Annotated in this window: 23 protein-coding genes; 13 read left to right on the top strand and 10 right to left on the bottom strand. The window is 41.9% G+C overall.

Going from position 1 to position 23615, the window contains the following annotated elements; genetic code table 11:
• The first annotated feature begins 111 nt into the window (after positions 1-111).
• From I6E61_RS09440 to I6E61_RS09425, 4 genes are all read left to right on the top strand, one after another.
• The gene (locus I6E61_RS09440; protein WP_197133670.1) at positions 112-1515 is read left to right on the top strand and encodes a 3-oxoacyl-ACP reductase; all 1404 of its coding nucleotides are present in this window, start codon (positions 112-114) and stop codon (positions 1513-1515) included.
• Positions 1516-1862: 347 nt separating this feature from the next.
• Positions 1863-2777 (top strand): MaoC family dehydratase, encoded by a 915-nt coding sequence (locus I6E61_RS09435; RefSeq protein WP_197133668.1) that lies wholly within the window; start codon positions 1863-1865, stop codon positions 2775-2777.
• An 86-nt stretch (positions 2778-2863) separates the two neighbouring features.
• Positions 2864-3448: a sulfur transferase domain-containing protein gene (locus I6E61_RS09430; protein WP_197133665.1), complete on the top strand. Its 585-nt coding sequence runs from the start codon at positions 2864-2866 to the stop codon at positions 3446-3448.
• 165 nt (positions 3449-3613) lie between these two features.
• Entirely contained in the window at positions 3614-5011 is a 1398-nt protein-coding gene (locus I6E61_RS09425) for a serine hydrolase (RefSeq protein ID WP_197133662.1), read from the top strand.
• Positions 5012-5028: 17 nt separating this feature from the next.
• Here the strand turns inward: I6E61_RS09425 and I6E61_RS09420 are convergent, their stop codons facing one another.
• The 3 genes from I6E61_RS09420 to I6E61_RS09410 form a co-directional block, all read right to left on the bottom strand.
• The gene (locus I6E61_RS09420) at positions 5029-6276 is read right to left on the bottom strand and encodes a sodium:proton antiporter (protein ID WP_197133659.1); all 1248 of its coding nucleotides are present in this window, start codon (positions 6274-6276) and stop codon (positions 5029-5031) included.
• A gap of 311 nt (positions 6277-6587) precedes the next feature.
• Entirely contained in the window at positions 6588-8474 is a 1887-nt protein-coding gene (gene ilvD / locus I6E61_RS09415) for a dihydroxy-acid dehydratase (protein ID WP_197133656.1), read from the bottom strand.
• A 180-nt stretch (positions 8475-8654) separates the two neighbouring features.
• Positions 8655-9431 carry a hypothetical protein gene (locus tag I6E61_RS09410; protein WP_227685752.1) on the bottom strand — a complete coding sequence of 259 codons (777 nt, stop codon included), beginning with the start codon at positions 9429-9431 and terminating at the stop codon, positions 8655-8657.
• 232 nt (positions 9432-9663) lie between these two features.
• On the opposite strand from I6E61_RS09410, the gene I6E61_RS09405 reads away from it, so the two are divergent.
• From I6E61_RS09405 to dusB, 3 genes are all read left to right on the top strand, one after another.
• Complete coding sequence (locus I6E61_RS09405; protein ID WP_197133653.1) at positions 9664-10107, top strand: HIT family protein; 444 nt, start codon at positions 9664-9666, stop codon at positions 10105-10107.
• A 232-nt stretch (positions 10108-10339) separates the two neighbouring features.
• Positions 10340-12385 carry a BCCT family transporter gene (locus I6E61_RS09400; protein ID WP_197133650.1) on the top strand — a complete coding sequence of 682 codons (2046 nt, stop codon included), beginning with the start codon at positions 10340-10342 and terminating at the stop codon, positions 12383-12385.
• A 118-nt stretch (positions 12386-12503) separates the two neighbouring features.
• On the top strand, positions 12504-13535 hold the full coding sequence (gene dusB, locus I6E61_RS09395) for a tRNA dihydrouridine synthase DusB (RefSeq protein WP_194197455.1): 1032 nt from the start codon (positions 12504-12506) through the stop codon (positions 13533-13535).
• 52 nt (positions 13536-13587) lie between these two features.
• Here dusB and I6E61_RS09390 read toward each other — a convergent pair whose 3' ends face one another.
• Complete coding sequence (locus I6E61_RS09390) at positions 13588-13977, bottom strand: DUF1622 domain-containing protein (RefSeq protein ID WP_197133648.1); 390 nt, start codon at positions 13975-13977, stop codon at positions 13588-13590.
• Positions 13978-14163: 186 nt separating this feature from the next.
• Between I6E61_RS09390 and I6E61_RS09385 the strand changes: the two genes are divergently transcribed.
• From I6E61_RS09385 to truC, 3 genes are all read left to right on the top strand, one after another.
• On the top strand, positions 14164-15051 hold the full coding sequence (locus tag I6E61_RS09385; RefSeq protein ID WP_197133646.1) for an SDR family NAD(P)-dependent oxidoreductase: 888 nt from the start codon (positions 14164-14166) through the stop codon (positions 15049-15051).
• Between the two features lie 390 nt (positions 15052-15441).
• A complete protein-coding gene (locus tag I6E61_RS09380) occupies positions 15442-15807 on the top strand; it encodes a glutaredoxin domain-containing protein (RefSeq protein ID WP_194197457.1) in 366 nt (121 codons plus the stop codon).
• A gap of 54 nt (positions 15808-15861) precedes the next feature.
• Positions 15862-16656 carry a tRNA pseudouridine(65) synthase TruC gene (gene truC / locus I6E61_RS09375; protein ID WP_265091292.1) on the top strand — a complete coding sequence of 265 codons (795 nt, stop codon included), beginning with the start codon at positions 15862-15864 and terminating at the stop codon, positions 16654-16656.
• Between the two features lie 111 nt (positions 16657-16767).
• Here the strand turns inward: truC and I6E61_RS09370 are convergent, their stop codons facing one another.
• The 3 genes from I6E61_RS09370 to I6E61_RS09360 all read right to left on the bottom strand — a co-directional run bounded on the left by I6E61_RS09370 (position 16768) and on the right by I6E61_RS09360 (position 18354).
• Entirely contained in the window at positions 16768-16986 is a 219-nt protein-coding gene (locus tag I6E61_RS09370) for a DUF4926 domain-containing protein (RefSeq protein WP_197133644.1), read from the bottom strand.
• A 102-nt stretch (positions 16987-17088) separates the two neighbouring features.
• A complete protein-coding gene (locus I6E61_RS09365) occupies positions 17089-17508 on the bottom strand; it encodes a hypothetical protein (protein ID WP_197133642.1) in 420 nt (139 codons plus the stop codon).
• A gap of 309 nt (positions 17509-17817) precedes the next feature.
• Positions 17818-18354 (bottom strand): GNAT family N-acetyltransferase, encoded by a 537-nt coding sequence (locus tag I6E61_RS09360; protein WP_197133640.1) that lies wholly within the window; start codon positions 18352-18354, stop codon positions 17818-17820.
• 197 nt (positions 18355-18551) lie between these two features.
• On the opposite strand from I6E61_RS09360, the gene I6E61_RS09355 reads away from it, so the two are divergent.
• From I6E61_RS09355 to I6E61_RS09345, 3 genes are all read left to right on the top strand, one after another.
• A complete protein-coding gene (locus I6E61_RS09355) occupies positions 18552-19136 on the top strand; it encodes an O-methyltransferase (RefSeq protein ID WP_197133638.1) in 585 nt (194 codons plus the stop codon).
• Between the two features lie 123 nt (positions 19137-19259).
• Positions 19260-19784, top strand: a complete 525-nt coding sequence (locus I6E61_RS09350) for a GNAT family N-acetyltransferase (RefSeq protein WP_197133636.1) — start codon at positions 19260-19262, stop codon at positions 19782-19784.
• Positions 19785-20023: 239 nt separating this feature from the next.
• On the top strand, positions 20024-20914 hold the full coding sequence (locus tag I6E61_RS09345) for a DMT family transporter (RefSeq protein WP_197133634.1): 891 nt from the start codon (positions 20024-20026) through the stop codon (positions 20912-20914).
• Between the two features lie 256 nt (positions 20915-21170).
• Here I6E61_RS09345 and I6E61_RS09340 read toward each other — a convergent pair whose 3' ends face one another.
• The 3 genes from I6E61_RS09340 to lipB all read right to left on the bottom strand — a co-directional run bounded on the left by I6E61_RS09340 (position 21171) and on the right by lipB (position 23365).
• Positions 21171-21638, bottom strand: coding sequence for a hypothetical protein (locus I6E61_RS09340; RefSeq protein ID WP_197133631.1), 468 nt, complete (start codon positions 21636-21638; stop codon positions 21171-21173).
• Positions 21639-21797: 159 nt separating this feature from the next.
• On the bottom strand, positions 21798-22328 hold the full coding sequence (locus I6E61_RS09335; protein WP_197133628.1) for an inorganic diphosphatase: 531 nt from the start codon (positions 22326-22328) through the stop codon (positions 21798-21800).
• A gap of 206 nt (positions 22329-22534) precedes the next feature.
• Complete coding sequence (lipB, locus tag I6E61_RS09330) at positions 22535-23365, bottom strand: lipoyl(octanoyl) transferase LipB (RefSeq protein ID WP_197133625.1); 831 nt, start codon at positions 23363-23365, stop codon at positions 22535-22537.
• Between the last annotated feature and the right edge of the window lie 250 nt (positions 23366-23615).

The raw sequence follows: 23615 nt of genomic DNA, 5'->3' as shown, positions 1-23615 counted from the left end.
TTAGGCCAGTTTTGTACGCACTTACTAAATATCAATAATTATAATGTTGCCGATTCTATATGATAGGCACATTGGATTTTTTATTTTAATCATTTTTATAAGGATTATATTATGTCAGACCGTTACGGTGATTTTGTTCAGTCTTCTCTTGGCAAAAAAGTGGCTAAAAATTTGGGTTTGCCATTACCAGTGACTCTTGATCGTTTCGAGAGTGGTGAGAATTTAGTACGCGGTAGTGTGTTGGTTGGTCGTGCTAAGGGCGATGATAAAAGTGTTAGCGCGTCAATCTCACGTATTTTGTCAGATGTACATGCTGATGTTTATGTAAATAGCAGCGATGACATCAAAGATGAATTGGCTGATGCGAGCATCGAAGCAAAAGCCAATACTGGTGGTGATGACAAATTCAAAGTTCTATTGTTTGATGCCAGTAATATCATCAATGCTGAGCAGCTCAAAGAAGTGTATGAATTCTTCCATGCTGTTGCGCGCCGTGTCGATAAGTCTGGTCGAGTCATTATTGTTGGTCGTACGCCAGAGAGTATCACTGATAATATCGAAGCAGCAATGGCTCAGCGTTCACTTGAAGGCTTTGTAAAGTCTGTTGGTAAAGAATTTAAGCGCGGTGTTACGGCGCAGCTTATTTATGTTGAAGAAGGCTCAGAGCAAAATCTAGATTCGACGTTACGCTTTTTCACCTCAGCTCGTTCAGCGTATGTCTCAGGGCAAGTTGTCCGCGTTAGCAAAGGTGAGTCAGTTGAAGTAGATTGGACGCAGCCTCTAGGTGGCAAAACCATGCTAGTGACTGGTGCAAGTCGCGGTATCGGCGAAGCAATCGCTCGTGTGTTGGCTCGTGAAGGCGCTCACGTTATTTGTCTTGATGTACCGCAGCAGCAAGCTGATCTGCAAAAAGTCGCCAGTGAAATCAGTGGTTCTGTCGTGACCGTTGACATCACTAGTGATGACGCAGGCAAAGAAATTGCAGAAGCAGCGCAAAAGCGTGGTGGTCTAGATTCTATTATCCATAATGCTGGTGTCACACGTGATAAGACATTGGCAAACATGGATGAGAAAAAATGGGACATGGTGATCGATATCAACCTAGGCAGCATTGCTAGACTGAATCGTTACTTACTAGACAATGACGTGCTAAAAGAAAATGCACGTATCGTCTGTGTATCATCTATCTCAGGTATTGCAGGCAATATGGGTCAAACCAACTATGCCACGTCGAAAGCAGGTGTTATCGGTCTGGTTGATGCGACTGCTAAGCAACTAGAAGACAATGCTAAAGGCATGACCATCAATGCAGTGGCACCAGGATTTATCGAAACTCAAATGACGGAAGCGATTCCATTTGCTATTCGTGAAGCAGGTCGTCGCATGAACTCAATGAGCCAAGGCGGCTTGCCAGTAGATGTTGCTGAAACCATCGCATGGTTTGCATCACCTGCTTCTGGTGGCTTGAACGGTAACGTGGTTCGTGTCTGTGGTCAGAGCTTACTAGGGGCATAACACCCATTTCTAAGTAGACATAAGTAATGATTAAGCCTATAGTAAATATATAATATAGCGCATCGTTTATTACTTGCATCACATATGCTTACGAAAAAATTGCTGATAAATCGTAATAAAGCTGCCCAAGGGTGGCTTTTTTATGATAAAAACACAGAAACCATCAGCCAAATTATTTTTCGTTATAATAAGTGCTTGTAACCTGTATTAAAAATCACGTAGATTATTTATACTTTGGATTGAGTATAGCGCTTAAGATACAGTTTACTGGTAAGCCTTAACGAACGACTTTATAGCATCTCTGTATGCACCAAGAAAATTTGCTCAAGCCCCACTTAGGATTTATTATGTCAGACAAGCATTATGATGCGCTGCCAAAAGCGCATACGACCTACGCCAATATCGTCAAAAGTTTATTACCTATCGTCAATAATGGTAAAGTTAGTAGAGATCAATTGCCGCAATCGACCTACTATGTGGACGATCTGCACATCGATCAGGGTAACTTAAACGATTATCGTAAAATTTGTGGCTTTGCTGATAACGGCAATATCCCGATTACGTACTTTTCGGTGCTGTCTCAAACGCTGCAAATGAACATGATGGTTAAAGAGCCGTTCCCATTTGCTATGCTAGGGCTGGTACACGTTGATAACAGTGTGACCCAGTATCGTCCAATTGGTGAGCGCGAAACGGTCGCTATGTCTGTCACCTTTGATAATTTGCGTGACCATGCTCAAGGTCAGCAATTTGACTTTGTGACAACGGTTAAATCAGAGGACAAGGTTATTTGGGAAGGGACATCGACTTATCTGTCACGTAGCAAACAACCAAGCCGTAGCAAAGACAAAAAAAGCACGCCGCGTCCAGTCGTGGTCAAGCCGTCAGTTAATCCAGAAGGCGTGCACAGTATCTTTGAAGTACCAGAAGATATCGGTCGTCGCTATGCCTTTGTATCTGGCGACTTTAATCTTATCCACTTACATCCATTATCTGCGCGTGCTTTTGGCTTCCCTAAAGCCATCGCTCATGGTATGTGGTCAAAGGCTAAGTGTCTTGCCATGATGGATGAGTTGCCAGACGCTTGTACCGTTGATGTGTCATTCAAATTGCCTATCTTTTTGCCAGCAGAAGTTGAGCTCATTGCTGATCCAGTGGCACAGCTTGAAAGCGCAGATGGTACTTGTGAATTTGGCTTGTATAGCTCTAAAAATGACAAGCCGCATTTGGCAGGTACGGTTAAATTACAGAGTGATAGTTAACAAAAGCTAGCATAACAGTCAGTAACATGACTGCCGTTTAACTAACAACTATTTCCATAGCAAACTTAACGAACAACTTTATACTTATGACTGCACATACGGAAGCAACAAGCCCAGAACAACTTGATAATTCAGCTGCCAATGACGATGTCGCGAATAATAACGTTGTTAACAATGGGGCTGAGACTGCCAGCGCTACGACTGACCAAGACACTCCTGATAATGGTGTCAATCTAGCTGCTATTTTTGAGCATTATTTTCGTCCTGATGATAACACCATTGTATGCGGTGCACTCGATGACGAAAAGGTGCTAGCTTTAGCGAAAGCGGGTGTCGAGCTAGTGATTAATTTGCAGCCTGATAACGAATTAAGCTTTGATGAATCATCAGCGGTTGAGCAGGCAGGTATGCACTATGAGCATCTGCCTATTAGCGGCGCGGCGGATTTAAAACAGCTGAAAATATTAGCGTTTGACAACATATTACGCCAAAATCATGGCAAAAAAATAGCCGTACATTGCGGAACTGGTAACAGAGTTGGCGCGGCAATTGCCTTGCGTGCAGGTTGGTTGCGTGGGCGTAAGATGGATACTGCTATGGAACGTGGGCGCAGTCATGGTTTGACTAAGCTTGCCGAAGAAGTTCATAATCGTCTATTGGTACCGCGTTAAAATATAAGCACGTTTGGCGAGTAAAAAGGCGACCGATAGGTGGCCTTTTTTTTGAGTAAATAAAAACAAGTCTGACACCGCTAATCGTATTTTTTGGGATTGGTATAATACTAAGCGCTAAGGTTTTTCATACTTAGCTATTTTATAAAACAGAGCAGGGCAACTATGACCGATAATAATAAAACCAATCATAATAATCAGATCAATACACAGCTTCAGCAGCACTTACAGCAACTGCTCACCGATTTACAGCTGGATGATGCGCCAGCAGGTGGTGCGGTGGCTGTCTATCAGGCTGGCAAGTGTATTGCTCAGGCAAGTACGGGGTTGGCACGTTTGGATATGTCATGGCAGCCTGACACTTTAGCGATAAACTTTTCGACAGGTAAAGGCATATTGGCGACGCTGGTACATGTACTGGTTTCGCAGCAGATGCTTGATTATGACACGCCTATTGCGCACTATTGGCCAGTATTTTCGGCACAGGATAAAGGTGAGATTACGCTACGCAATGTGATGTCACACCAAGCCAATTTATTTTCCATTCAAAGTATCGAGGTAGACAGTGAGGCGTTGCTTGATTGGGAATACATGCTCAAGACGGTTGCTGCCATGCCGATCACTGCACCAGACCATGCCGAGCTATATGACAGTGCTTATAGTGCTTTAGTCTATGGTTGGGTATTGGGCGGTGTGATAGAAGCCGTTACTGAACTGTCTTTGGCTGAGGCGCTGCACCATTATCTCACTGAGCCTTTAGGTATTGCTGATAGCTGTTACTTTGGCGTACCAGCAAGCAAAGTCAACCAAGTGGCAAAGCTGGCTAAAGATTTTGAGTCTTCAAATGAAGACAACTCACAACTGCGTAGTAAGCGTCAAAAACCAACCTTAAAGGTAGATTCACAAAGTGTGTTACGTGCTTACGAAAACCTGCCTAGTTATGCATGTTGGCAGCAGCAAGCCTTAGCGAATATGAAATCAGCAGATATTGGTCAAGCTGATGAGCGAACCAGCTTACCTGTGTTGGACACGGCTTATATTAATCGTTTGTACTTTGACACGAGCAAGCTCAATCTAAAAAACTATAAGGCAGCGCTCATACCAGTTGGAAAACAAGCGATCGATTATCATAGTCGTGAAACGCTACAGGCCGTGATTCCAGCCGCCAATGGTGTCGCCTCAGCTCAGGCATTGGCAACCATTTATGCTATGCTTGCCAGTGGCGGCGAGTGGCAAGGACAAACGCTTATTGATAGCAGAACCTTTGAACAGCTATCCACACCACAAGTCTCAGGACTAGATGCTGTCATGCCAGCAGCGATGCATTGGCGCTTGGGTTATCATCGCCGGTTTGATATTTGTCAAAACGAAGCTAGTGAAGGGGTGGATGTAAGCAAGCAAGGATTTGGACACATGGGCTACAACGGCTCAGTGGCTTGGTGTGACCCTGAGCGCCAGTTGTCATTTGCCTTTGTCCATAATTTTGATTCAACGATGCTCAATGATATTCGTCAGTTTGCGCTAACGGAATCTGTGTTGAGTATGATTGATGCAGCACTTTAAAAACCTTATTGATAATTTCAATGAGGCTTATTCGGTGTCATTTTAAGTAGCCTAGTTGCACTCAAGCCATGAATGAAGATTGAGGCTAGAATCACAATTGAGCAGACAATCCATAACTTGAGTGCATCTTCATCACCGAAGAACCCTTGGTTTAGCGCATAAGATAAATAATACAACGTACCAATACCACGGATGCCCAATGCTGAGATGGCGTATTTTTCAGTGCTAGGAAGATTCAACCCTGATAAAGCGATAAACCCACCAATGGGACGTATCAATAATAAGAAGGTGAAGCTGACGATGTAAACACGCCACGTCAGCTCAACACCTGACTGTAATCCTTGACCTAGAAAAATGCCAAACATAACCAGTACGAGCGACATAAGCAAGCCCTCTGATTGTTCTGCAAAATCATGGAGCTTATGATGGTAGCTGTGTTCATGCTCTGAACGCCGGAAGGCAAATGCCGCAATAAAGACAGCAATGAAACCATAACTATGTACAAACTCTGCTAATCCATATGCCACAAGTGTCAGGGCGATGACCACATAGCCTTGTGAGATAGTGGTATCTTGGGTATATTTTGAAAATACGAGCCTTGCCATAAGTTTGCCAACGATGATACCCACCACCAAACCTGCGCCAATCTTCCACAGTACATCATGGGTGAACCACGACCAAAGCATCTCACTGGTAAAGCGATTGCCCTCACTAAATGCTTCCGCTATTTTTATGGCCAAATAAACGAAGGGAAACGCCAGTCCGTCGTTAAGTCCTGCCTCTGAGGTGAGAGTAAAGCGCGGTGTGTCTTCGCCGCCTGTATTAGGCGGCCCTACCTGAATGCTAGATGCCAATACTGGATCAGTTGGAGCAAGTACAGCTCCTAGCAAAATAGCTGCTCCAAGGCTCAAACCAAATGCATAATATCCCAGCACGGCCATCGCAAAGATACCAATCGGCATGGTAATCAGTAATAGGCGTACTGTCGGCTTCCACAATCGCCAAGACAGCTTGGTATCAATCTTGATACCAGCGCCCACCAATGATACGAGTACCACAATTTCGGTTAGTTTTTCAATAATTAAACCGTTATCCATCGGGTCTAAAAACGATAAGGTCGTCCACCAGTAGCCCATGATTAGACCAAAGCTGACCTGTAGCATCGGTAGGGAGATGGGTGTGCGTTTAAACATAATAGGAAATAACGCTCCTAGTAAAAAAGCGACACCGCAAATTAATAAGAATAAATTATAGTTTTCGATCATAAGGGTTACGCACGCCGCGATGTTGTTAAAAGTCAGTCTGTGGGATTAAGGAGTAATATGTTTCATCATTATTTTTATTAAATTTATATTTATTGAATTCATATTAAGGATAACTCCAATAAGTGGCGCAGAGAATTACCATGCCAGCAACAGTTCTATCATGACGTTTAAAAATATTTTTTACCGCAAAAAATCGTTATTAAAACGTCTGCTGCGTTGTTTTTTGGTGAAAAAAAAGCCTGCATCGCGCAGGCTTCATTGATTGTGTAACTATAGCTGTGTTTTAAACATTAATAACAGATGCTTTCGGTTTAGCGTTCAACCTGACTGACATCACGTATCGCACCTGTATCGGCACTGGTCGTCATGGCAGCATAAGCACGTAGCGCAGGGGTCACGTAACGATCACGGCTCACAGGCTTCCATGCATCACGTCCGCGTGCTTCCATCGCTTCACGACGCGCGGCCAAGTCGGTATCGCTCACTTGCATGTTGATGGTACGATTTGGGATGTCGATATGGATGGTATCGCCTTCTTCAACCAGACCAATGGCGCCACCTTCAGCTGCTTCAGGGCTGGCATGACCGATTGATAGACCTGACGTACCACCAGAGAAACGACCATCGGTGAGTAGAGCACATTCTTTACCCAAGCCTTTTGATTTTAGGTAAGTCGTTGGGTAAAGCATTTCTTGCATACCAGGGCCACCTTTAGGGCCTTCGTAGCGGATGATGACAACATCACCAGCAACGATATCATCAGCCAATACTGCTGCGACAGCATCATCTTGCGACTCAAATAGGCGCGCGCGACCAGTAAAGACTAAGATGCTTTCGTCGACGCCTGCGGTTTTGACCACACAGCCACGCTCGGCGATGTTGCCATACAATACGGCCAAGCCGCCATCTGTAGAGTAGGCATGTTGGGCACTGCGAATACAACCTGACTCACGGTTGACGTCGAGGTTTGACCATTCTTTTGATTGTGAAAATGCCTCAGTGGTACGTACGCCACCAGGCGCTGCAAGGAAGCGTGCGCGTGCCTCAAGGTTATCAGCGTTCATGATATCCCACTTATCAATCGCAGCTTTCATCGTTGGACTATGGATGGTTGGTACGTCAGTGCTCAAGAGACCAGCACGATCAAGCTCAGCCAGTAAGGCAAAGACACCACCCGCACGATGCACATCTTCCATATGATATTTTTGTGAAGCAGGGGCAACTTTTGCAAGACAAGGCACACCGCGGCTTAGACGGTCGATATCTGACATTTTAAAGTCAACTTCGGCTTCGTTCGCTGCGGCTAACAGATGCAAAATAGTGTTGGTCGAGCCGCCCATGGCGATATCTAATGTCATTGCATTTTCAAACGCAGCTTTGCTAGCAATTGAGCGCGGTAATACTGAATCGTCATCTTGCTCATAGCGACGTTTGGCAAGCGAGACAATGGTGCGACCCGCTTCTAAGAATAGCTCACGGCGTAGTGAGTGAGTGGCCAATAGCGAGCCATTACCCGGTAGTGCCAAGCCTAAGGCTTCAGTTAAGCAGTTCATCGAGTTGGCCGTAAACATACCAGAGCATGAACCACAAGTCGGGCAGGCTGAGGCTTCGATAGCGGCCACATCTTCATCACTAATGCTGTCATCAGCGGCATCCATCATCGCATCAACAAGATCCAGCTTACGAACTGCGCTGCTGTCACTGCTATCAGTATTGTGGCTCTTACCAACCGTACTGGCTAAGATTTTGCCCGCTTCCATTGGGCCACCTGAAATAAATACCACTGGGATATTAAGGCGCATAGCGGCCATCAACATACCTGGTGTGATTTTATCGCAGTTAGAAATACACACTAGCGCATCCGCGCAGTGGGCATTGACCATATATTCCACAGAGTCAGCAATGAGGTCGCGGCTAGGTAGCGAGTACAACATACCGCTATGACCCATGGCAATACCGTCATCGACCGCAATAGTATTGAACTCTTTTGCAACACCGCCGGCTTGCTCAATCTCACGTGCGACCAGTTGTCCAAGATCTTTTAGATGCACGTGACCGGGTACAAACTGGGTAAATGAGTTGGCAATGGCAATAATTGGCTTGCCAAAGTCGCCATCAGTCATGCCAGTTGCACGCCATAATGCGCGAGCGCCTGCCATATTACGACCACCAGTAGAGGTTTTTGAGCGATAATCCATGTGATATTCCTTACAAATAGGCGAGGTTTATGAAAATGTTCAGCCTCAGCTGTGATATTGATAGTGTGCTTTTTATGATGCGTGAGGACTAGTGAATAATTCTAGGTTGTTACCATACCATTAGATATGAATACCTAAAAACAATTCGTTGCTTATGATAAATGATGGATCAAAAAAGCGCTATTCAAGACGCTCCAATATTGCTGTCTCAAACCACGGCAGCTCGACTTTATCTGCATCTAGTTTGGCGAGAGTCACTAACGCATGAGGCGATGGCAAAAGCTGATAGTCGCTACTCACCTCAATGTTTATGATCTGAGCGTTAGCGGGTGCTTGTTCGTCGATACTGACCAACGGCTGCTGAGTGTTCTTATAGAGCACATCCACTCGGCCAAAAAACTGCCAGTCTTTAAAAGCTGCGGTAATCGCGTCTGCGGCTTCCTTGGTATATATCTGCTGTGTTTCTTTGCCTGAGTTGGTCCAATGTAGACGTACTGCTAGTTGCAGGCTCTCACTAAAGACGACCAATGAGCCGATGACTTTGACATGCCACGGGCTAGTCAATAGCTCTTCACTAATACCAATGAGTTGAGCAGCTTCATGAGCTGTCATGGGTATATTGAATTTAGCCAGTAACGCAGGTGTGAGTGGATGTGTCTGTTTAATGGTATCGTCTAAACTGTCGTAATGATATAGAAAGGGCAGCGGAAGGTCTTGAGTGACTGTCTTTTTGCTGATTTTACAGTTATGAATCCGCCAAGCAATTGTTTTATCAGTTAATGCATCTGCCAAAATAATGGTGTTCGGCGCAAGGGTTTGCGCACTATTACTAGTGTTTGCTTGCTCCGCATCGTTCACAGACACTGTGTCATCAGATACAGAGATTGATGGCGTGTCATTGATTGTAGAATGAGCGTGATTGTCATCTGATTGAGTCGTCAAAGTAGGCGAGTCCATAAACATCATGTTATTAAAATAGAGGGTTAATATAACATTTTAAGGGTGTGGCCCGCTAATAAATTGGTGAGTGAGTATTGTTGAAATATGGCTTGATATTTTTCAAATACGATTGTGATAGCGACTTGTACTTAACTGGTATTTCGTCCACTATATGACAGACGCTTTTATCTATTTTAGATAACTATGAAGTAAGTAATTGACTAATAATAAAACTCTCAAAGGAAAAATAATGACTGAATTGAATCAACAAACTATTTATGATGACAACAACATTTTCGCCAAAATGCTAAACGGTGATATTCCATATCATAAAGTGTATGAAGATGACAAAACTCTTGCCTTTATGGATATCATGCCACAAGCTGAAGGCCATGTATTGGTCATACCAAAACAGAAGGCCGTTGATTTGGCCGATCTTGAGCCAGAGTATGCTGCGGCTGTTTTGATGACGTCTAAGAAAGTCATGCAAGCCCAGCGCCAAGTGTTCGAACGTGAAGGTATTATTCAAATGCAGTTAAACGGCGCACAAGCTGGTCAGACCGTTTTTCATTACCATGTACATTTGATTCCATCGAGCATTCATGAGCTGGGTCGTCACGCTGCTGCGATGGCTGATCAGGAGAAACTAGCAGCAATTGCCAGTCAACTTGCTACTGTGATTGATGCTGAATAAGTAAAACATAGTCAATTATCATCAGAGATTAGAAACATTGATCTAGAATCGAGTCATACTAATAAAAAGGCAGCTAACAAGCTGCCTTTTTTGTTTGCTTGGTAATAGTCATGTAACAATCTTTGAAGTAATGTTACGAATTCAGTGCTTACCTATGGTTTCTGCAAGGAGTGTGATAAAAATCATATCTATGTAAGTTCATTTGATTCACTTTTTGAGTATATTATTTTTTATGAGTAAATTACCTCGTTCGACTATTTTATTGCCAGTGTTTGTGCCAGCAGCCATTATTATGCTGTTATTAGTGGTTGGTACGGCTATCAACCCTGATGCTGCGGGCGCATTATTCAGTGACGTGCTGAATTTTACCACCGAAACGTTTGGTTGGTTTTATATGCTGGCAGTGGCATTGTTTTTATTGTTTATTATCGCATTGGCCTTTTCGCCTTATGGCGGGATTAAGCTTGGCCCCGATCATGCAGAGGCTGAATATAAGTTTCTTGAATGGTTTGCCATGCTGTTTTCGGCAGGCTACGGGATTGCGCTGCTCTTCTTTGGTGTGGCAGAGCCCGTCATGCATTTTGCCAGTCCGCCTATGTCTGCGCCAGAGACCATTGCCGCTGCAAAAGAAGCGATGCAAATTGCTTACTTTCATTGGGGTTTTCACATTTGGGCGATTTATGCCGTAGTTGGGCTATCGCTGGCATACTTCTCCTTTCGCCATGGCTTGCCGCTGTCGATGCGCTCCACGCTATATCCTTTGATTGGCGATAAGATACATGGCCCTATCGGTCATGCGGTCGATGTGTTTGCGATTGTCGGTACCATGTTTGGTATCGCAACCAGTTTGGGTCTATCGGTATCGCAAATCAACGCGGGTCTGAATTATCTCATGCCAGATTTGGTGCCTGTCAGTACGGGCGTTCAGGTCATTGCTATTGCAGTGATTACCGCTGCTGCACTGGTATCAGTGCTGGCAGGTATGGATAAAGGCGTAAAGCGACTGTCTATCTTAAATATGCTATTGGCAACCGCCTTAATGCTTTTTGTATTTATCGTGGGACCAACAATATTCATCCTCAATGCCTTTATGGAAAATACAGGTAGCTACTTGGGTAATATCGTTGAGCGTACCTTTAGTCTGCAAGCTTATGAGCATAATGACTGGATTGGTAACTGGACGCTATTTATCTTTGCATGGACGATTGCATGGGCACCATTTGTTGGCTTGTTTATCGCCAAGATTAGCCGTGGTCGTACGATTCGTGAGTTCGTGTTAGGGGTGATGTTAGTACCGACTTTCTTTACCTTTTTCTGGTTTGCTGTATTCGGTGATACCGCGCTGAACATGATTATGATTGATGGCTATACCTCATTAATCGGTGACGTGCAAAACAATCAAGCAATTGCTTTGTTTAAGCTATTAGAGAACCTGCCATTTACTCAGTTTGTCTCTTCACTAACGGTTCTATTGATTATTACCTTTTTTGTGACCTCATCGGATTCTGGCTCATTGGTCATTGATGCGCTAGCAGCTGGTGGCCGTAGTGATACACCATGGTGGCAGCGGACATTTTGGGTCGTGACAGAAGGTGCGGTCGCGTCAGCACTGCTACTGGCTGGTGGACTAGAAGCCTTGCAAACAGCCGCTATTGTGAGTGCGTTGCCGTTTGCCATTATTATGTTGATTGCGATGTTTGGGATGTGGCGTGCGTTACGTATCGAAGGCCATCGTAACCAAAGCTTGGACAACAACAGCAAGCTACCACCGCATCTGCTCAATTCATCCGCATGGCGCGATCGTATTGATTATATAACTGATCAGCCCACACGAGACAAAGTCTTAAGCTATATCAAAAATGTGGTCATGCCATCGATGACTGAGGTTTCAGAGAAATTCGCTGAAACAGGTTGGAAGCCCTCTGTGAATTATGATGCCGTTAATAATCGTGCGGTACTTGAGCTACAGCGCGGTGACGATGTCGAGTTCTGGTATGAGGTGCGCTTGTCAGAGCATGATGCCCCTGATTACTACACTGAAAAGATGGTTAGTGATTTGCCACAAGAGCATCATCACCGTGCAGAAGTATATCTGCGTCGCGGTGGTCAAACTTATGATTTGTACGGTTATAAATCAGACTCTGTCATCAACGATATCATCGATCAGTTCGAAAAATATCTGCACTTCTTAAACGTGTCTCCAGATAGCCTACCATGGCGTATGCAAGAGCACGATGAAGACATCACACTAGAGCAGGGTAGTGTGTTTGATAAATAATCGGCTTCATGATGAATGAGTGTTTATTGATGCAAGTTATTCACGTTAATAGCTTGCAATAAGTGTAGGATTCCTTAGAATAACGGCTTGTTTTCTCTGCAGATCAAGCCGTTTTTTTATGTCTATAGATTCTCCTGTTTTACCCTCGTCTTTGCCAGTGTCTGAGCATCCATTATTGCAGCCGTTAACTATCGGTGGTCTGACGATTGAAAATCGTCTGATGGTGGCTCCTATGGCGGGTGTGACAGACAATCCTTTTCGCCGCCTGTGTAAGTCATTTGGCGCAGGTCACGCAGTCAGCGAGATGATTATCGCTGATACTGCGCTTTATGCACGCAAAAAATCCTTATATCGTGCCAATTTCGATAATGAAATCGCGCCTATTTCTGCGCAGATAGCAGGGGCTGAACCGGATAAGCTGGCTGAAGCTGCTCGTTATCAAATTGATAATGGTGCGCAGATTATCGATATCAATATGGGCTGCCCTGCCAAAAAAGTCTGCCGTAAGCTGGCAGGGTCTGCGTTGCTGCAGGATGAAGATTTGGTTGCGCGCTTGCTAGATGCTGCTGTCAACGCGGTCGATGCCCCTGTGACATTAAAAACGCGACTGGGTTATGAAAATGGCCGTGAAAATATCTTGCGAGTGGCCAAGCGGGCAGAGCAAGCAGGCATTGCCGCGATTGCCATACACGGGCGTACGCGTGAGGATATGTATACGGGTGAGGCGCGTTACGAGCTGATACGTGAAGTCAAAGAAAGCATCAGTATTCCAGTCATCGCCAACGGTGATATCGATAGCGCACAAAAAGCCCAACGCGTGTATGAGCTGACAGGTTGTGATGCCGTGATGATAGGGCGTGCCGCCCAAGGTCAACCATGGATATTTCGTGATATTGGGCATTTCTTACGGACTGGTGAGACTTTAGAGGCACCTAGTGTCAGTGAAATCAAAGAGATCGTACTGGCGCACTTGCAAGAGTTATATGGCTTTTATGGTGAGTATTCTGGCTGCCGTATCGCGCGCAAGCATATCGCTTGGTATACAACGGGTATTCCAAACTCTAATGCTTTCAGGCAAGCGATGTATGGTGAAGAGAGTACTGCTGGACAGTTTCGCGTTGTAGAGAGTTTTTTAAAAGCCCATGAGTGATAAGTAGCGCAGGTGTTTACCGCTACAACCACATTAGGCTATTAAAGAAGCCTCAAGGCTGATCATGTGGTTCTGTCTTTGGTGTTTGTTTAGTCGCTGACGGTTCTTTTTGCCAAGGAAATCGGCCTTCTAATTCGACTTGTAGTGACAAACTCAGAAAGGTTCGAATAAGCACGATAAACCCCAATACTAAAACGCTGCGTAGCGTAGGCTCTGTGACGACAGTGGCCATAATATCGGCCGCAATCAGAACCTCTAGCCCTAACAGAATAGATTTGCCAACGGTCTGCCTGATTTCGACATAAGTATCATGATTGAAGCCGCCTGTTCGGCGAACGCCTCGATAAAAAGCAAAAAACAATCCGAAAAACATAATAAGTACGCCAATGATTTCTACTATCTTGGCAATCACATCAATGTAATGTGCTAGAGTTGCAATCAAAATATATTCCTCATGAATGTTCAGTGAAATCGCAAATGCGGTAATCACGCTATTATAAGTTTTTGAACTCCCAAAGTCGTCAAATTATCTGGATGCGATGGCTGTTTTATTCACTTTAGTCCATGCTTTCTTGCTATTCTATAATTGAGATGATCGTAGGCATAGGACAAACAAAAAGGACTTTTTATGGCCAATCCCTCGAAACAAGCGATAACCAAAGCAGTAACAGGTAAGAATATTATTATTACAGGGGCTTCAAGTGGTATTGGCGAACGTACTGCTTTTTTGCTTAGCGAATGCGGTGCTCATGTTATCCTATTAGCACGTACTGAAGACAAACTGAGAGCCGTGAAAGAAAGTATCGAAGAGCTGGGCGGCAAGGCCAATTATTACCCTTGTGATTTGACTGATATGGATGCTATTGAAAAAGTTAGTGAGCAAATTTTGATAGATTTTGGCCATGTTGATGTCTTGGTCAATAACGCTGGGCGCTCAATTCGTCGTTCAGTTCATGAATCGGTCGATCGTTTCCATGATTTTGAGCGTACGATGGATATTAATTACTTTGGCGCTGTCAAAATAGTTCTTGGATTTTTGCCGACGATGATTGAACGTCAGACGGGTCAAATTGTTAACATATCCTCGATTGGTGTACTGGCAAACAGTCCGCGCTTTGCCGCTTATGTCGCATCCAAGTCGGCATTAGATGCTTTTAGTCGCTGCTTAGCTGCTGAAGTAAAAGGGGACAATGTGACGATTACCAATATCTTTATGCCATTGGTTCGTACACCTATGATAGCCCCAACCAAGCTATACCGCTACATGCCTGCGTTGATGCCTGATGAAGCCGCGTTGATGGTCGCAAGAGCTATCGTCGATAAGCCAAATAGTATTGCCAGTAATATGGGCAAATTCGCGTCAGCTACTTACTCATTGGCACCAGCGATCAACGTCGGTATTCAATCGATAGGCTATCGTATTTTCCCAAGTACCCGCGCTGGACTGACTACCGATAAGAAGCTAAACCTTGCTCAGCGTGCTTTCGCCAGAATCCTTCCTGGTGAGTATCACTAAAATAGTAGATTTATTGGCTCTGATATAAGATTAAAGAGGATACTGCGGTATCCTTTTTTAGTACCTTAAGAGATATTAATACTTATATGAATGGGTAGAGTAGCGGTGCTTTTTAGCTATCTAGTGACTAGAACCACGAGACTATTAGATGCTTTAAGATTTTGTTTTTAGCACCTCAGCATAGATGCCTCGTTTACGATGCTAACCAAGGCGGTTGAGAGTATAGTAGAATAGATTTGCCATGATTTAATCATATCGACTTCTATGCTCAATGAGATTATTAATTAAGCTTTGTACATCCAAAAAATCCTAACAGCTACATAGATACACACTAAGCACTCATTCTCTGAGTGTTAAAAAATCCACATAAGATAATTTGAAGAGGTAAGAATGTTAGTTAAGTTGCTACGAGAAGGTCTAGGACGAATTATTGCTGGTATAAGTGTTATGACTCAAGGTAATGCTATGAAACGCACTGAAGAAGAACAAGCTCTCGTTAATAAGGCTGGTGCAGATCTATCGTTGTATCAATTTCAATCTTGTCCTTTTTGCGTAAAAGTACGTCGCCAAATTCATAAATTGAATGTGCCTATTGAGCTTCGAGATGCAAAAAACAATGAGCAATTTCGCAATGAGCTTGCTGAAAATGGTGGACGGATAAAAGTGCCTTGTTTACGTATTCAAGAAAACGATGATGTTCAATGGATGTATGAATCTAATGATATCAACGCTTACTTGCAACAGCGTTTTGGCTAGGGCGTATCCTCAATTCGAACAACAACTGTTAAACAGGCTAAAAACGGCTAAAGTATGGGCATTGAAAACATGGATATCGAAAGCGGAACCGAAACAGAAACCGCTAACCAAGCTAACCAAATAGAAATCATCTATGAAGATGAGCATTTAGTGGCGATTAACAAAGAAGCTGGTCTACTGGTGCATCGTAGCTGGCTGGATAAAGGCGAGACGCGCTTTGCCATGCAACTGACTCGTGATGCGGTCGGTTGCCATGTGTTTCCGGTGCACCGGTTAGACAAGCCTACATCAGGCGTATTGTTGTTTGCTAAGAGCCCAGCCGTGGCCCGTAGCCTGACCGAGGCGTTTACTGCACACAAGGTGACCAAGCAATATTTAGCTGTAGTGCGCGGCTTTATGTCAGAGCAGGGCAGCGTTGATTATGCGTTGAGCTTTAAGCCCGATGCGATTGCCGATAAGTTTGCCAATTTGGACAAACCTGCTCAAGAAGCAGTGACGCACTGGCAGAGTTTGGCACAAATTGAACTACCATTTGCGGTGTCAAAAAAGCACGCTACTAGCCGCTATAGTCTCATGCGCTTAACACCAGAGACTGGGCGCAAACATCAGCTGCGTCGACATATGAGACATTTATTCCATCACATCGTGGGTGATACGAGCCATGGTGATGGACGACATAATCGGTTTTTTCGTACTCAATATGATTGCGCACGTATGCTACTGCACGCCCAGACTTTAGCGCTTAGCCATCCGGTTACTGGTGAGCCGTTATTGCTAAAAGCGGGATTGGATGATCAATGGATGCGTATTATGGAAGAATTTGGTTGGATAAATAGTACTGAAGATTGAGCAGCGTAAAGTTGAGAGTTTATCACCAGTATGTTTAGTCTAATAATAGTCTTTTAGACTGAATCGGCTTATATCTGGATGTACTTCATGATTGGAGTAATTCACCGCTAACTATTTGAAATATGTTTCAGTGCTGGCAACCCAATAAAGGCTCATATCTTCTTTTTTCAATGGTACAGTCGCGAGTGTACGACCTTCATTGTCAGTGAATTCAATTTCATATACAGGAGGAGTCACATCAAAAATATGTACTACAGTACCCAAATGACCTGCTCTGATATTGTCTTGAATATCTTTTGATACCTTAATAACATCGTTTATATTCAACATATTGCTAATCCTTATTTGTCATAAAGTCTGTTGTAGGAATATGTTCGTTGCGCTATACAGAATCTACAGCTAAAAATTTTTGTACTTAGATTTTTCTTGCTTTCACTTATCTAAATTTTGCAGGTTATAGTTCAATATTTTCTCTGCTATCTGTCTAGTTCTTTGTTCATAAACTTTATTATTTACGATTTTGTTAAGATAAGTCGAAAAGTATACATTCAAATCATCGTTATTTTCATTATCAAGCCATTCAACAGCTAATTTGACCCAGTAAGGTATATCGTGTAAAAATCCTTCCTCAATAATTTCTTTTACTGGAAAACTATTAATTGCTTCAATATCGTTAGAATCTATCATTCCAATATAAAAGCTCTTTTTTTGTTCAAGAAAAGGAAAAAGAGACATTAATACTTCGAATATACCAACATCTAAGTCAAGATATTCATCTTGATATTTCAATTGCCAATTTTCCATATAAACTAACATTACGTCATTAAATATGGGTGAGGTTATTTTAGTCATGTAATATTCCTGAGTTCAAATCTATTCATTATTTAGGATTTTGAAGCCATATACTTGCATAGTCTCAACGAATATTTTTCTAATTTTTAGATTTTGGTTTTTATAAAAAGGCCTTTATTGCTCATTAGTTACAAAAGTCTCATCACTTGTTCTCTAGACTATACCTATGGCGAACCAATCAAGTGCTTGCATCGGTTTGGTTCCCTAGTGAGGACTTGAACAATAGGCTGTAGGTTAATGATATCAGCTGTCTCTCAGAATGTTGAGTTTCCGACAATTCTGGGGTGGTTACATTAAAACTAATATCACTTATTCAGAGATAACAGGCTGCCACCTAGATTTATCAATAGACATATTAATAGTCGTCCATTGCTTACCATCAACCATTATATGTTGATTTATCAGCGGGTTTTTGACAAAGCCAACTTGCTCATAGCATTTAATAGCCCCCACATTCCAATCATATACATTCAAATGCACGTATTCACACGCCATATCATTGAAAGCCTTGTTTAATAATAGCCGTATGATTTCTTTACCTAAACCTTTACCTCGCATATCAGGATGACCAATCAGCACTCTACATAGCTTAGAAGTCTTATTATCTTCACGGTAAATCTCTGCCATCCCTATAATTTGGGTGTTTAGTAACCCATTATCATGACTTTCTGTGAAAGTAACTTTAAATGAATACCTTCGGCTATCGTTTAAATATTCTTTTATTTGCTCTTTATCAATAGGGTGTTGAAAAATACCACCGCTAAATTGAATCAATTCATGTTCGTTACTAATCCAGCTATTTAAAAAATCATAGTCATCAGGTATAAATGGTTCCAAATATATCATCACTAATCCTTATTTTAATTAACGGCTCATCATATTAGCAGAACGCTAAAGTAAGGGTATACAACTAATAGTTTATTAAGATTTTTGACCAGACAGGGTGATAAAGATGTAATAGTAGAATTAGTAAAAGGGCTTGGGGTAAGATTGAGGCTAAAACGGATTCTGAAATTTTTTAATAATTGAGGAGCTTTACTTAAATGAATGACATAGGTATTGAAAGTTTTTTAAATGAACTATATATGAAAGGTCAGATTAACGATTTAAAATCTATCAATAAAATTGATAAGTACCTCAATATAACGCCAGATACAGGTAAGTTCTTAGGTTTGCTGGCTCAAATTACGTCAGCAGAAAGAATATTAGAAATAGATACTTCAAATGGTTATTCTTCTGCTTGGTTAGCATTATGCACTGATGAAGCCGTTCAGATCACCACAATAGAAAAAGATCCTAAGAAGGTTAGCGCTGCAAGGGAGAATTTTTTAAGTACAGGTTTAGTGGATAGGATTAAGATTATTGAGGGTGACGCCCCCATGATCTTATCAGAAATGACTGAAAGCTTTGACTTGGTTTTTGTTGATATGGATCGAAAATTGTATTTAGATATCTTGGAGGATGTAATACGGTTAACTAGGACAAAAGGCGTCATTGTGTTTGATAATGCAGTCTCTCATAAAGAGGAAATGACAGAAGTTTTTAATTATTTCAATGGTAATTCACAGTTTCACACCTACTTAGCTCCCATTGGTAAGGGTGAGTTCGTAGCGCTAAAAAAATGGTAGGTCGCTGCCAATTGGACTAAATTAAAATTTAAATATTTGGGATGTCGATAGCAAAAAATGCTCGCGGAACTACCAAAGTCGACATGCAAATTACACAACAATTCGTATTTAAGGATAAGTATAATGAAAATTGAAATACGTCATGCCGAGCCAGAAGATGCAGAAGCGTTGCAAGCCATTCATGCAGATGAGGCCTTATATGCAAATACTTTACAGTTGCCTATGCCATCCAAGACTCTATGGCGCAAACGACTGGCGGATATATCTGAAAATACGTATGTACTGGTGGCTGAAGTTGAGGGTGAAGTAATAGGGTGTCTAGGGCTTGAGACCATGATATCAAAACGTCGACGCCATGTAGCAAGTTTTGGGGTCAGCGTAAAATCCGCGTCACAAGGAAAGGGTGCGGGGCGAGCGCTTATAAACGCCGCGCTAGATTTGGCCGATAATTGGTTGGATATAAGACGTATTGAGATTACTGCTTACACTGATAATACCGGAGGCATTGGTTTATATAAAAGCTTAGGCTTTGTGATAGAAGGTGAGATGGTGGATTATGCTTATCGCAACGGCGAGTATATCAATGCCTATCAGATGGCAAGAATTCGAAAAGCTAAAAATGATAGTATCAACGGCTTTACTCATTGAAACAGTCGCAGTGTACTTAGTAGTGTACCTGCCATACACAGTCTATTTGTGATCGGTGCGCTATACAGGCATCGAGCTGCTAGTGTTAAATATGAGAACCTCTTTATATACCTATGAATATTAGTCGATTTTACTCGGGTTTCATTTAAAGAATGCACTTAACTCTGTATAATCCGAAGAGATGAGGCAAAAACTTACATATCGAGTATGAAGAGAAAGATTATTATGGAGTATAGGGTTTGATTAAATTAATAAGAGATAGAAAAGAAGCTTTGATTTTCTGTCTTGTATCTGCATTATCCTTTATATTAATGTCTGAAGCAGTAGAAAGTGTCGATCCTATTACTTCAACATTTATTACTTTTAGTATTTCTCTACTATTTTTCGCTTTATTGAATTTAAGGAAAATAGGTGAAATAGCTAATATTTTCATGTTGAGAAAAAAAGACTTTGCTGTAATAAATATCTCTACATTAGTCAATACATTAGCAGCATTTGTTGTGATGCAATATGTACCACCAATAACATACGTTATTGTATTTTTCTCTAGTATTCCTTTATTCACTAATATATTGAGTCTTAAACTCGATGAAATACTTATTAAGCAAACAGCTGTGGTTATTATATCATTGGGAATAGCAGCAATAGTGTCTCATAGTAATACAAATGCATTGTTGTTAGGTCTTTCATTAACATTGTTATCTTCAGCATTTGCAGCTATATATATGAAAAAAACCTCTGAGCTTCATCAAAAAACGGAAATCCAAACGTCTCAAGTGTTAGCTGCACGATTTATTCTAGTAGTGATAGTATGTGGCTGCTACAGTATATATAAGGGGACTTATACCCAGGTTTCATCAGATAATATGCTATTGTTCTTATACATAGCATTAACGAGTAGTATCATTCCATTGTTTTTATTACAGTCTTCGATTAAAAAAATTGGCTCAAGTAAAACCTCTAATTTTATGCCGTTAATACCAGTACTGTGTTTTGTGTTAATGGCATTATCTGATAGCTATATTGTGACTATTAAAGAACTTACACTTATTGTTATATTATCAATACTTTTATTACTCAGTAATGTAAGAGGTAAAATTTATAGATTTAAAAGAAGTAATATTGATTAATATGTTTAGGGCGTATTGAACGCTTACAAATAGTCGCTGCTGATAGCTATAATATTAAGCTGTCAGTTGAGGTATACCCCATAGAGTCCATCAAAACAGACCTCTTAATCAATTAATAGACCACTCAAAACAGACTATTACGATCAGCAGAGCTCTTTAGAACTTTAGCGTCATCTATGCAGATAATTAGGTTCACTAGCTGCCGCTAGTCATTATAAATGTTTATAAGAAAAATGACACAGTATGGTACTTTTACTTACCCAAACACTTGCCATAATATCCAAAACAGCCCTGCCATAACGACGGCAATAACTAGTAACCGTTTCATCCAATAAGGCAGTAGTGGTTTCTTATATCCTAAGTCATCAAGCTGACTCTCTACACCATCCTGCAGGTTCTTAAACGATTTACCTGTCTTATTGGCTTTAAGACGATTTTTGACCAATGTATCAGACTTATCCTCAGTCTCTTGCTCTCTATCGAAGCTAATAGCCTGATTGGGTATGCCTTGCTTGTTTGCGATAGTATTGAGCTTCTGCTGCTGTTTTACCTTTAGCTGTGTCTCATAAGCATCAATCCGTACCTTGGCTTCATCCATGCTGATATTTTCGTCAGCTGCCAATGTTTTGATGGCCATCACCAGATTGTTTTTTTCAATCATGATGATGATCGCTTTTGGCAGTTTTGTATTGACTGGTTTTGAGCTAGGGTCGGCGTTAAACATGGTTGTCCTTATTGCGACGTAAAAATATAAATATGGTGTTGCGTTTATTATAGCTGCTTTACAGACGTAATATTCAAGCAAAAAAATACCGCAATCATAATTATGACTGCGGTATTTTAATATCTATCTTTATCAGCATTTCTGCCAATCTTTGATAAATTATAAATCTTTCCAACGTTGGATAGATTTTTTGATCACTTCTTTGGCTTCTGCAACATCATCCCAAGACTCGACCACTGTGCTACCTGGTTTCTTCAGGTCTTTGTAATGGCTGAAGTGGTACTCTAACTGGTTGATTAGCTGCTTTGGTAAATCAGCTAGGGTGTTGTAAGCATTGCCTGTGTCACGGTCATCAGCAGGTACGACAACGATTTTGTCATCTACTTCGCCATCATCAACGAACTTCATGACACCGATTACTTTGGCTTTTAAGAAAATGCCTGTCGGTAATGGTTGCTCAGTAAGCAATAACACATCTAACTCATCGCCATCTTCGTCAAGCGTTTGAGGGATAAAGCCATAGTTACAAGGCTTGGCAAAAATCTGTGGATCAATACGATCAAGCTCAAATACTGCTAGCTCACGATTCCATTCGATTTTGTGACTGCTACCAGCTGGAATTTCTACTACTACGTTGATGATGCCGCCATCTACGTCGCCTGCGTCTAGAATTTTATTAAAATCAGCCATAAAATGCTCCAGTTCTATTTTGTTTTAAGTGCTTGAATAATTGCGTAATTCTCAAGGATTGAGCAGCGTTATTGTCATACAATCGCTACGCCCAGTTTGTATCGATTGCGATTATAGCAAGTTTGCTACAAATTTTCTCATATTGCTTAAGTCTAAGGGTGCAAGAGATTATGCAAAAAAAGATTATGCAAAAATGGACGCAAAACTCACTTGGGCGCGATTGCTCGTAACTCAATCAGTCCAGCATGACGCTTGGCAATATTATCAATCAGCTTCTGAGTTACTTGCTCATAGCTTAAAGCGTTGCTTATCTGTTGAGTATCTTGTGCACTTGGCGCTTTTTGCATGGTCACAAAATCAGACAGTCGCAGCATTTGCATGCCCGCATAACCGCAAGGATTAATAGCGTTAAATGCTGACAAATCACAATTTAAATTAACGGCAATACCATGATAGCTAAAGCCATGCTTAATCTTGAAGCCTAGAGAGGCCATCTTTCCAAGCATGATTTTATCATCATCAGGTGTGTCGTTGGTTTGCATATCGGTATTGCTATCTGGTTCAGGCATATCTGCATATAAGTAAACACCGGGTGCATCACGGCGTGCGTGGGCGCTGATATTATTACTAGAGGCCTCTGAATCCTGTAAGCATTCATTAATCACATCTTCGATAGCTTGTTCTGCATGTGATACCAAGTTGCGCACACTCCAGCCTAAGCTGTGCAAGTCGAATAGCCAATAAACAACCAGTTGTCCATGGCCGTGCCATGTGACTTGACCACCGCGATCAGTCTTGATAATTGGGGTGTCAGTGCGCTGTAATATGTGCTCTTCTTTGCCTGCTTGTCCAAGTGTGTAAACGTCATTGTGATCGACAATCCATAATTCATCAGGTGTGCGTATATCTTGCTCTTTTTTTAAGGCAATACGCTCAAGCGTACGCTCAAGCATTGCATCATGGGTTGGATTATAGTCGGCTGCTGATAGATATTTAGTGATCAGCGTTTCATTGAGCGGTTGCGTGATATTTTCCATGAGGGTAACAGTCTTATTGTTTCTGGTTTAAAAGTTTGAATTATTAATATTTTGGAGGTGTAGGTTCTTGATATGAAGTGTAGCAGTTTTTCAGATTGTCACCCAAAGTTATATTTTGCGCCTGTGTAAAAAGTGCTTGTGTAAACTGTATCTCTATAAATTGAGACTTTGTAAATTCTGCCTCTGTAAAACTCATGAAGATCAGCTGTGTACAGACGCAGTAGTCAACTGAATCTGCTGTTCATTGGCT

This window comes from Psychrobacter sp. NZS113, from assembly GCF_015864825.1.
GTDB lineage: Bacteria > Pseudomonadota > Gammaproteobacteria > Pseudomonadales > Moraxellaceae > Psychrobacter.
Note: the sequence above shows the minus strand (reverse complement) of the source record. Positions and strands in the feature narration are given on the sequence as shown.

Bases quoted from the DNA above. Each gene is read 5' to 3' on its own strand.
- I6E61_RS09440 (WP_197133670.1), top strand. From the start codon at position 112: ATGTCAGACCGTTACGGTGATTTTGTTCAGTCTTCTCTTGGCAAAAAA.
- I6E61_RS09435 (WP_197133668.1), top strand. From the start codon at position 1,863: ATGTCAGACAAGCATTATGATGCGCTGCCAAAAGCGCATACGACCTAC.
- I6E61_RS09430 (WP_197133665.1), top strand. From the start codon at position 2,864: ATGACTGCACATACGGAAGCAACAAGCCCAGAACAACTTGATAATTCA.
- I6E61_RS09425 (WP_197133662.1), top strand. From the start codon at position 3,614: ATGACCGATAATAATAAAACCAATCATAATAATCAGATCAATACACAG.
- I6E61_RS09420 (WP_197133659.1), bottom strand. From the start codon at position 6,276: ATGATCGAAAACTATAATTTATTCTTATTAATTTGCGGTGTCGCTTTT.
- ilvD (WP_197133656.1), bottom strand. From the start codon at position 8,474: ATGGATTATCGCTCAAAAACCTCTACTGGTGGTCGTAATATGGCAGGC.
- I6E61_RS09410 (WP_227685752.1), bottom strand. From the start codon at position 9,431: ATGGACTCGCCTACTTTGACGACTCAATCAGATGACAATCACGCTCAT.
- I6E61_RS09405 (WP_197133653.1), top strand. From the start codon at position 9,664: ATGACTGAATTGAATCAACAAACTATTTATGATGACAACAACATTTTC.
- I6E61_RS09400 (WP_197133650.1), top strand. From the start codon at position 10,340: ATGAGTAAATTACCTCGTTCGACTATTTTATTGCCAGTGTTTGTGCCA.
- dusB (WP_194197455.1), top strand. From the start codon at position 12,504: ATGTCTATAGATTCTCCTGTTTTACCCTCGTCTTTGCCAGTGTCTGAG.
- I6E61_RS09385 (WP_197133646.1), top strand. From the start codon at position 14,164: ATGGCCAATCCCTCGAAACAAGCGATAACCAAAGCAGTAACAGGTAAG.
- I6E61_RS09380 (WP_194197457.1), top strand. From the start codon at position 15,442: ATGTTAGTTAAGTTGCTACGAGAAGGTCTAGGACGAATTATTGCTGGT.
- truC (WP_265091292.1), top strand. From the start codon at position 15,862: ATGGGCATTGAAAACATGGATATCGAAAGCGGAACCGAAACAGAAACC.
- I6E61_RS09370 (WP_197133644.1), bottom strand. From the start codon at position 16,986: ATGTTGAATATAAACGATGTTATTAAGGTATCAAAAGATATTCAAGAC.
- I6E61_RS09365 (WP_197133642.1), bottom strand. From the start codon at position 17,508: ATGACTAAAATAACCTCACCCATATTTAATGACGTAATGTTAGTTTAT.
- I6E61_RS09360 (WP_197133640.1), bottom strand. From the start codon at position 18,354: ATGATATATTTGGAACCATTTATACCTGATGACTATGATTTTTTAAAT.
- I6E61_RS09355 (WP_197133638.1), top strand. From the start codon at position 18,552: ATGAATGACATAGGTATTGAAAGTTTTTTAAATGAACTATATATGAAA.
- I6E61_RS09350 (WP_197133636.1), top strand. From the start codon at position 19,260: ATGAAAATTGAAATACGTCATGCCGAGCCAGAAGATGCAGAAGCGTTG.
- I6E61_RS09340 (WP_197133631.1), bottom strand. From the start codon at position 21,638: ATGTTTAACGCCGACCCTAGCTCAAAACCAGTCAATACAAAACTGCCA.
- I6E61_RS09335 (WP_197133628.1), bottom strand. From the start codon at position 22,328: ATGGCTGATTTTAATAAAATTCTAGACGCAGGCGACGTAGATGGCGGC.
- lipB (WP_197133625.1), bottom strand. From the start codon at position 23,365: ATGGAAAATATCACGCAACCGCTCAATGAAACGCTGATCACTAAATAT.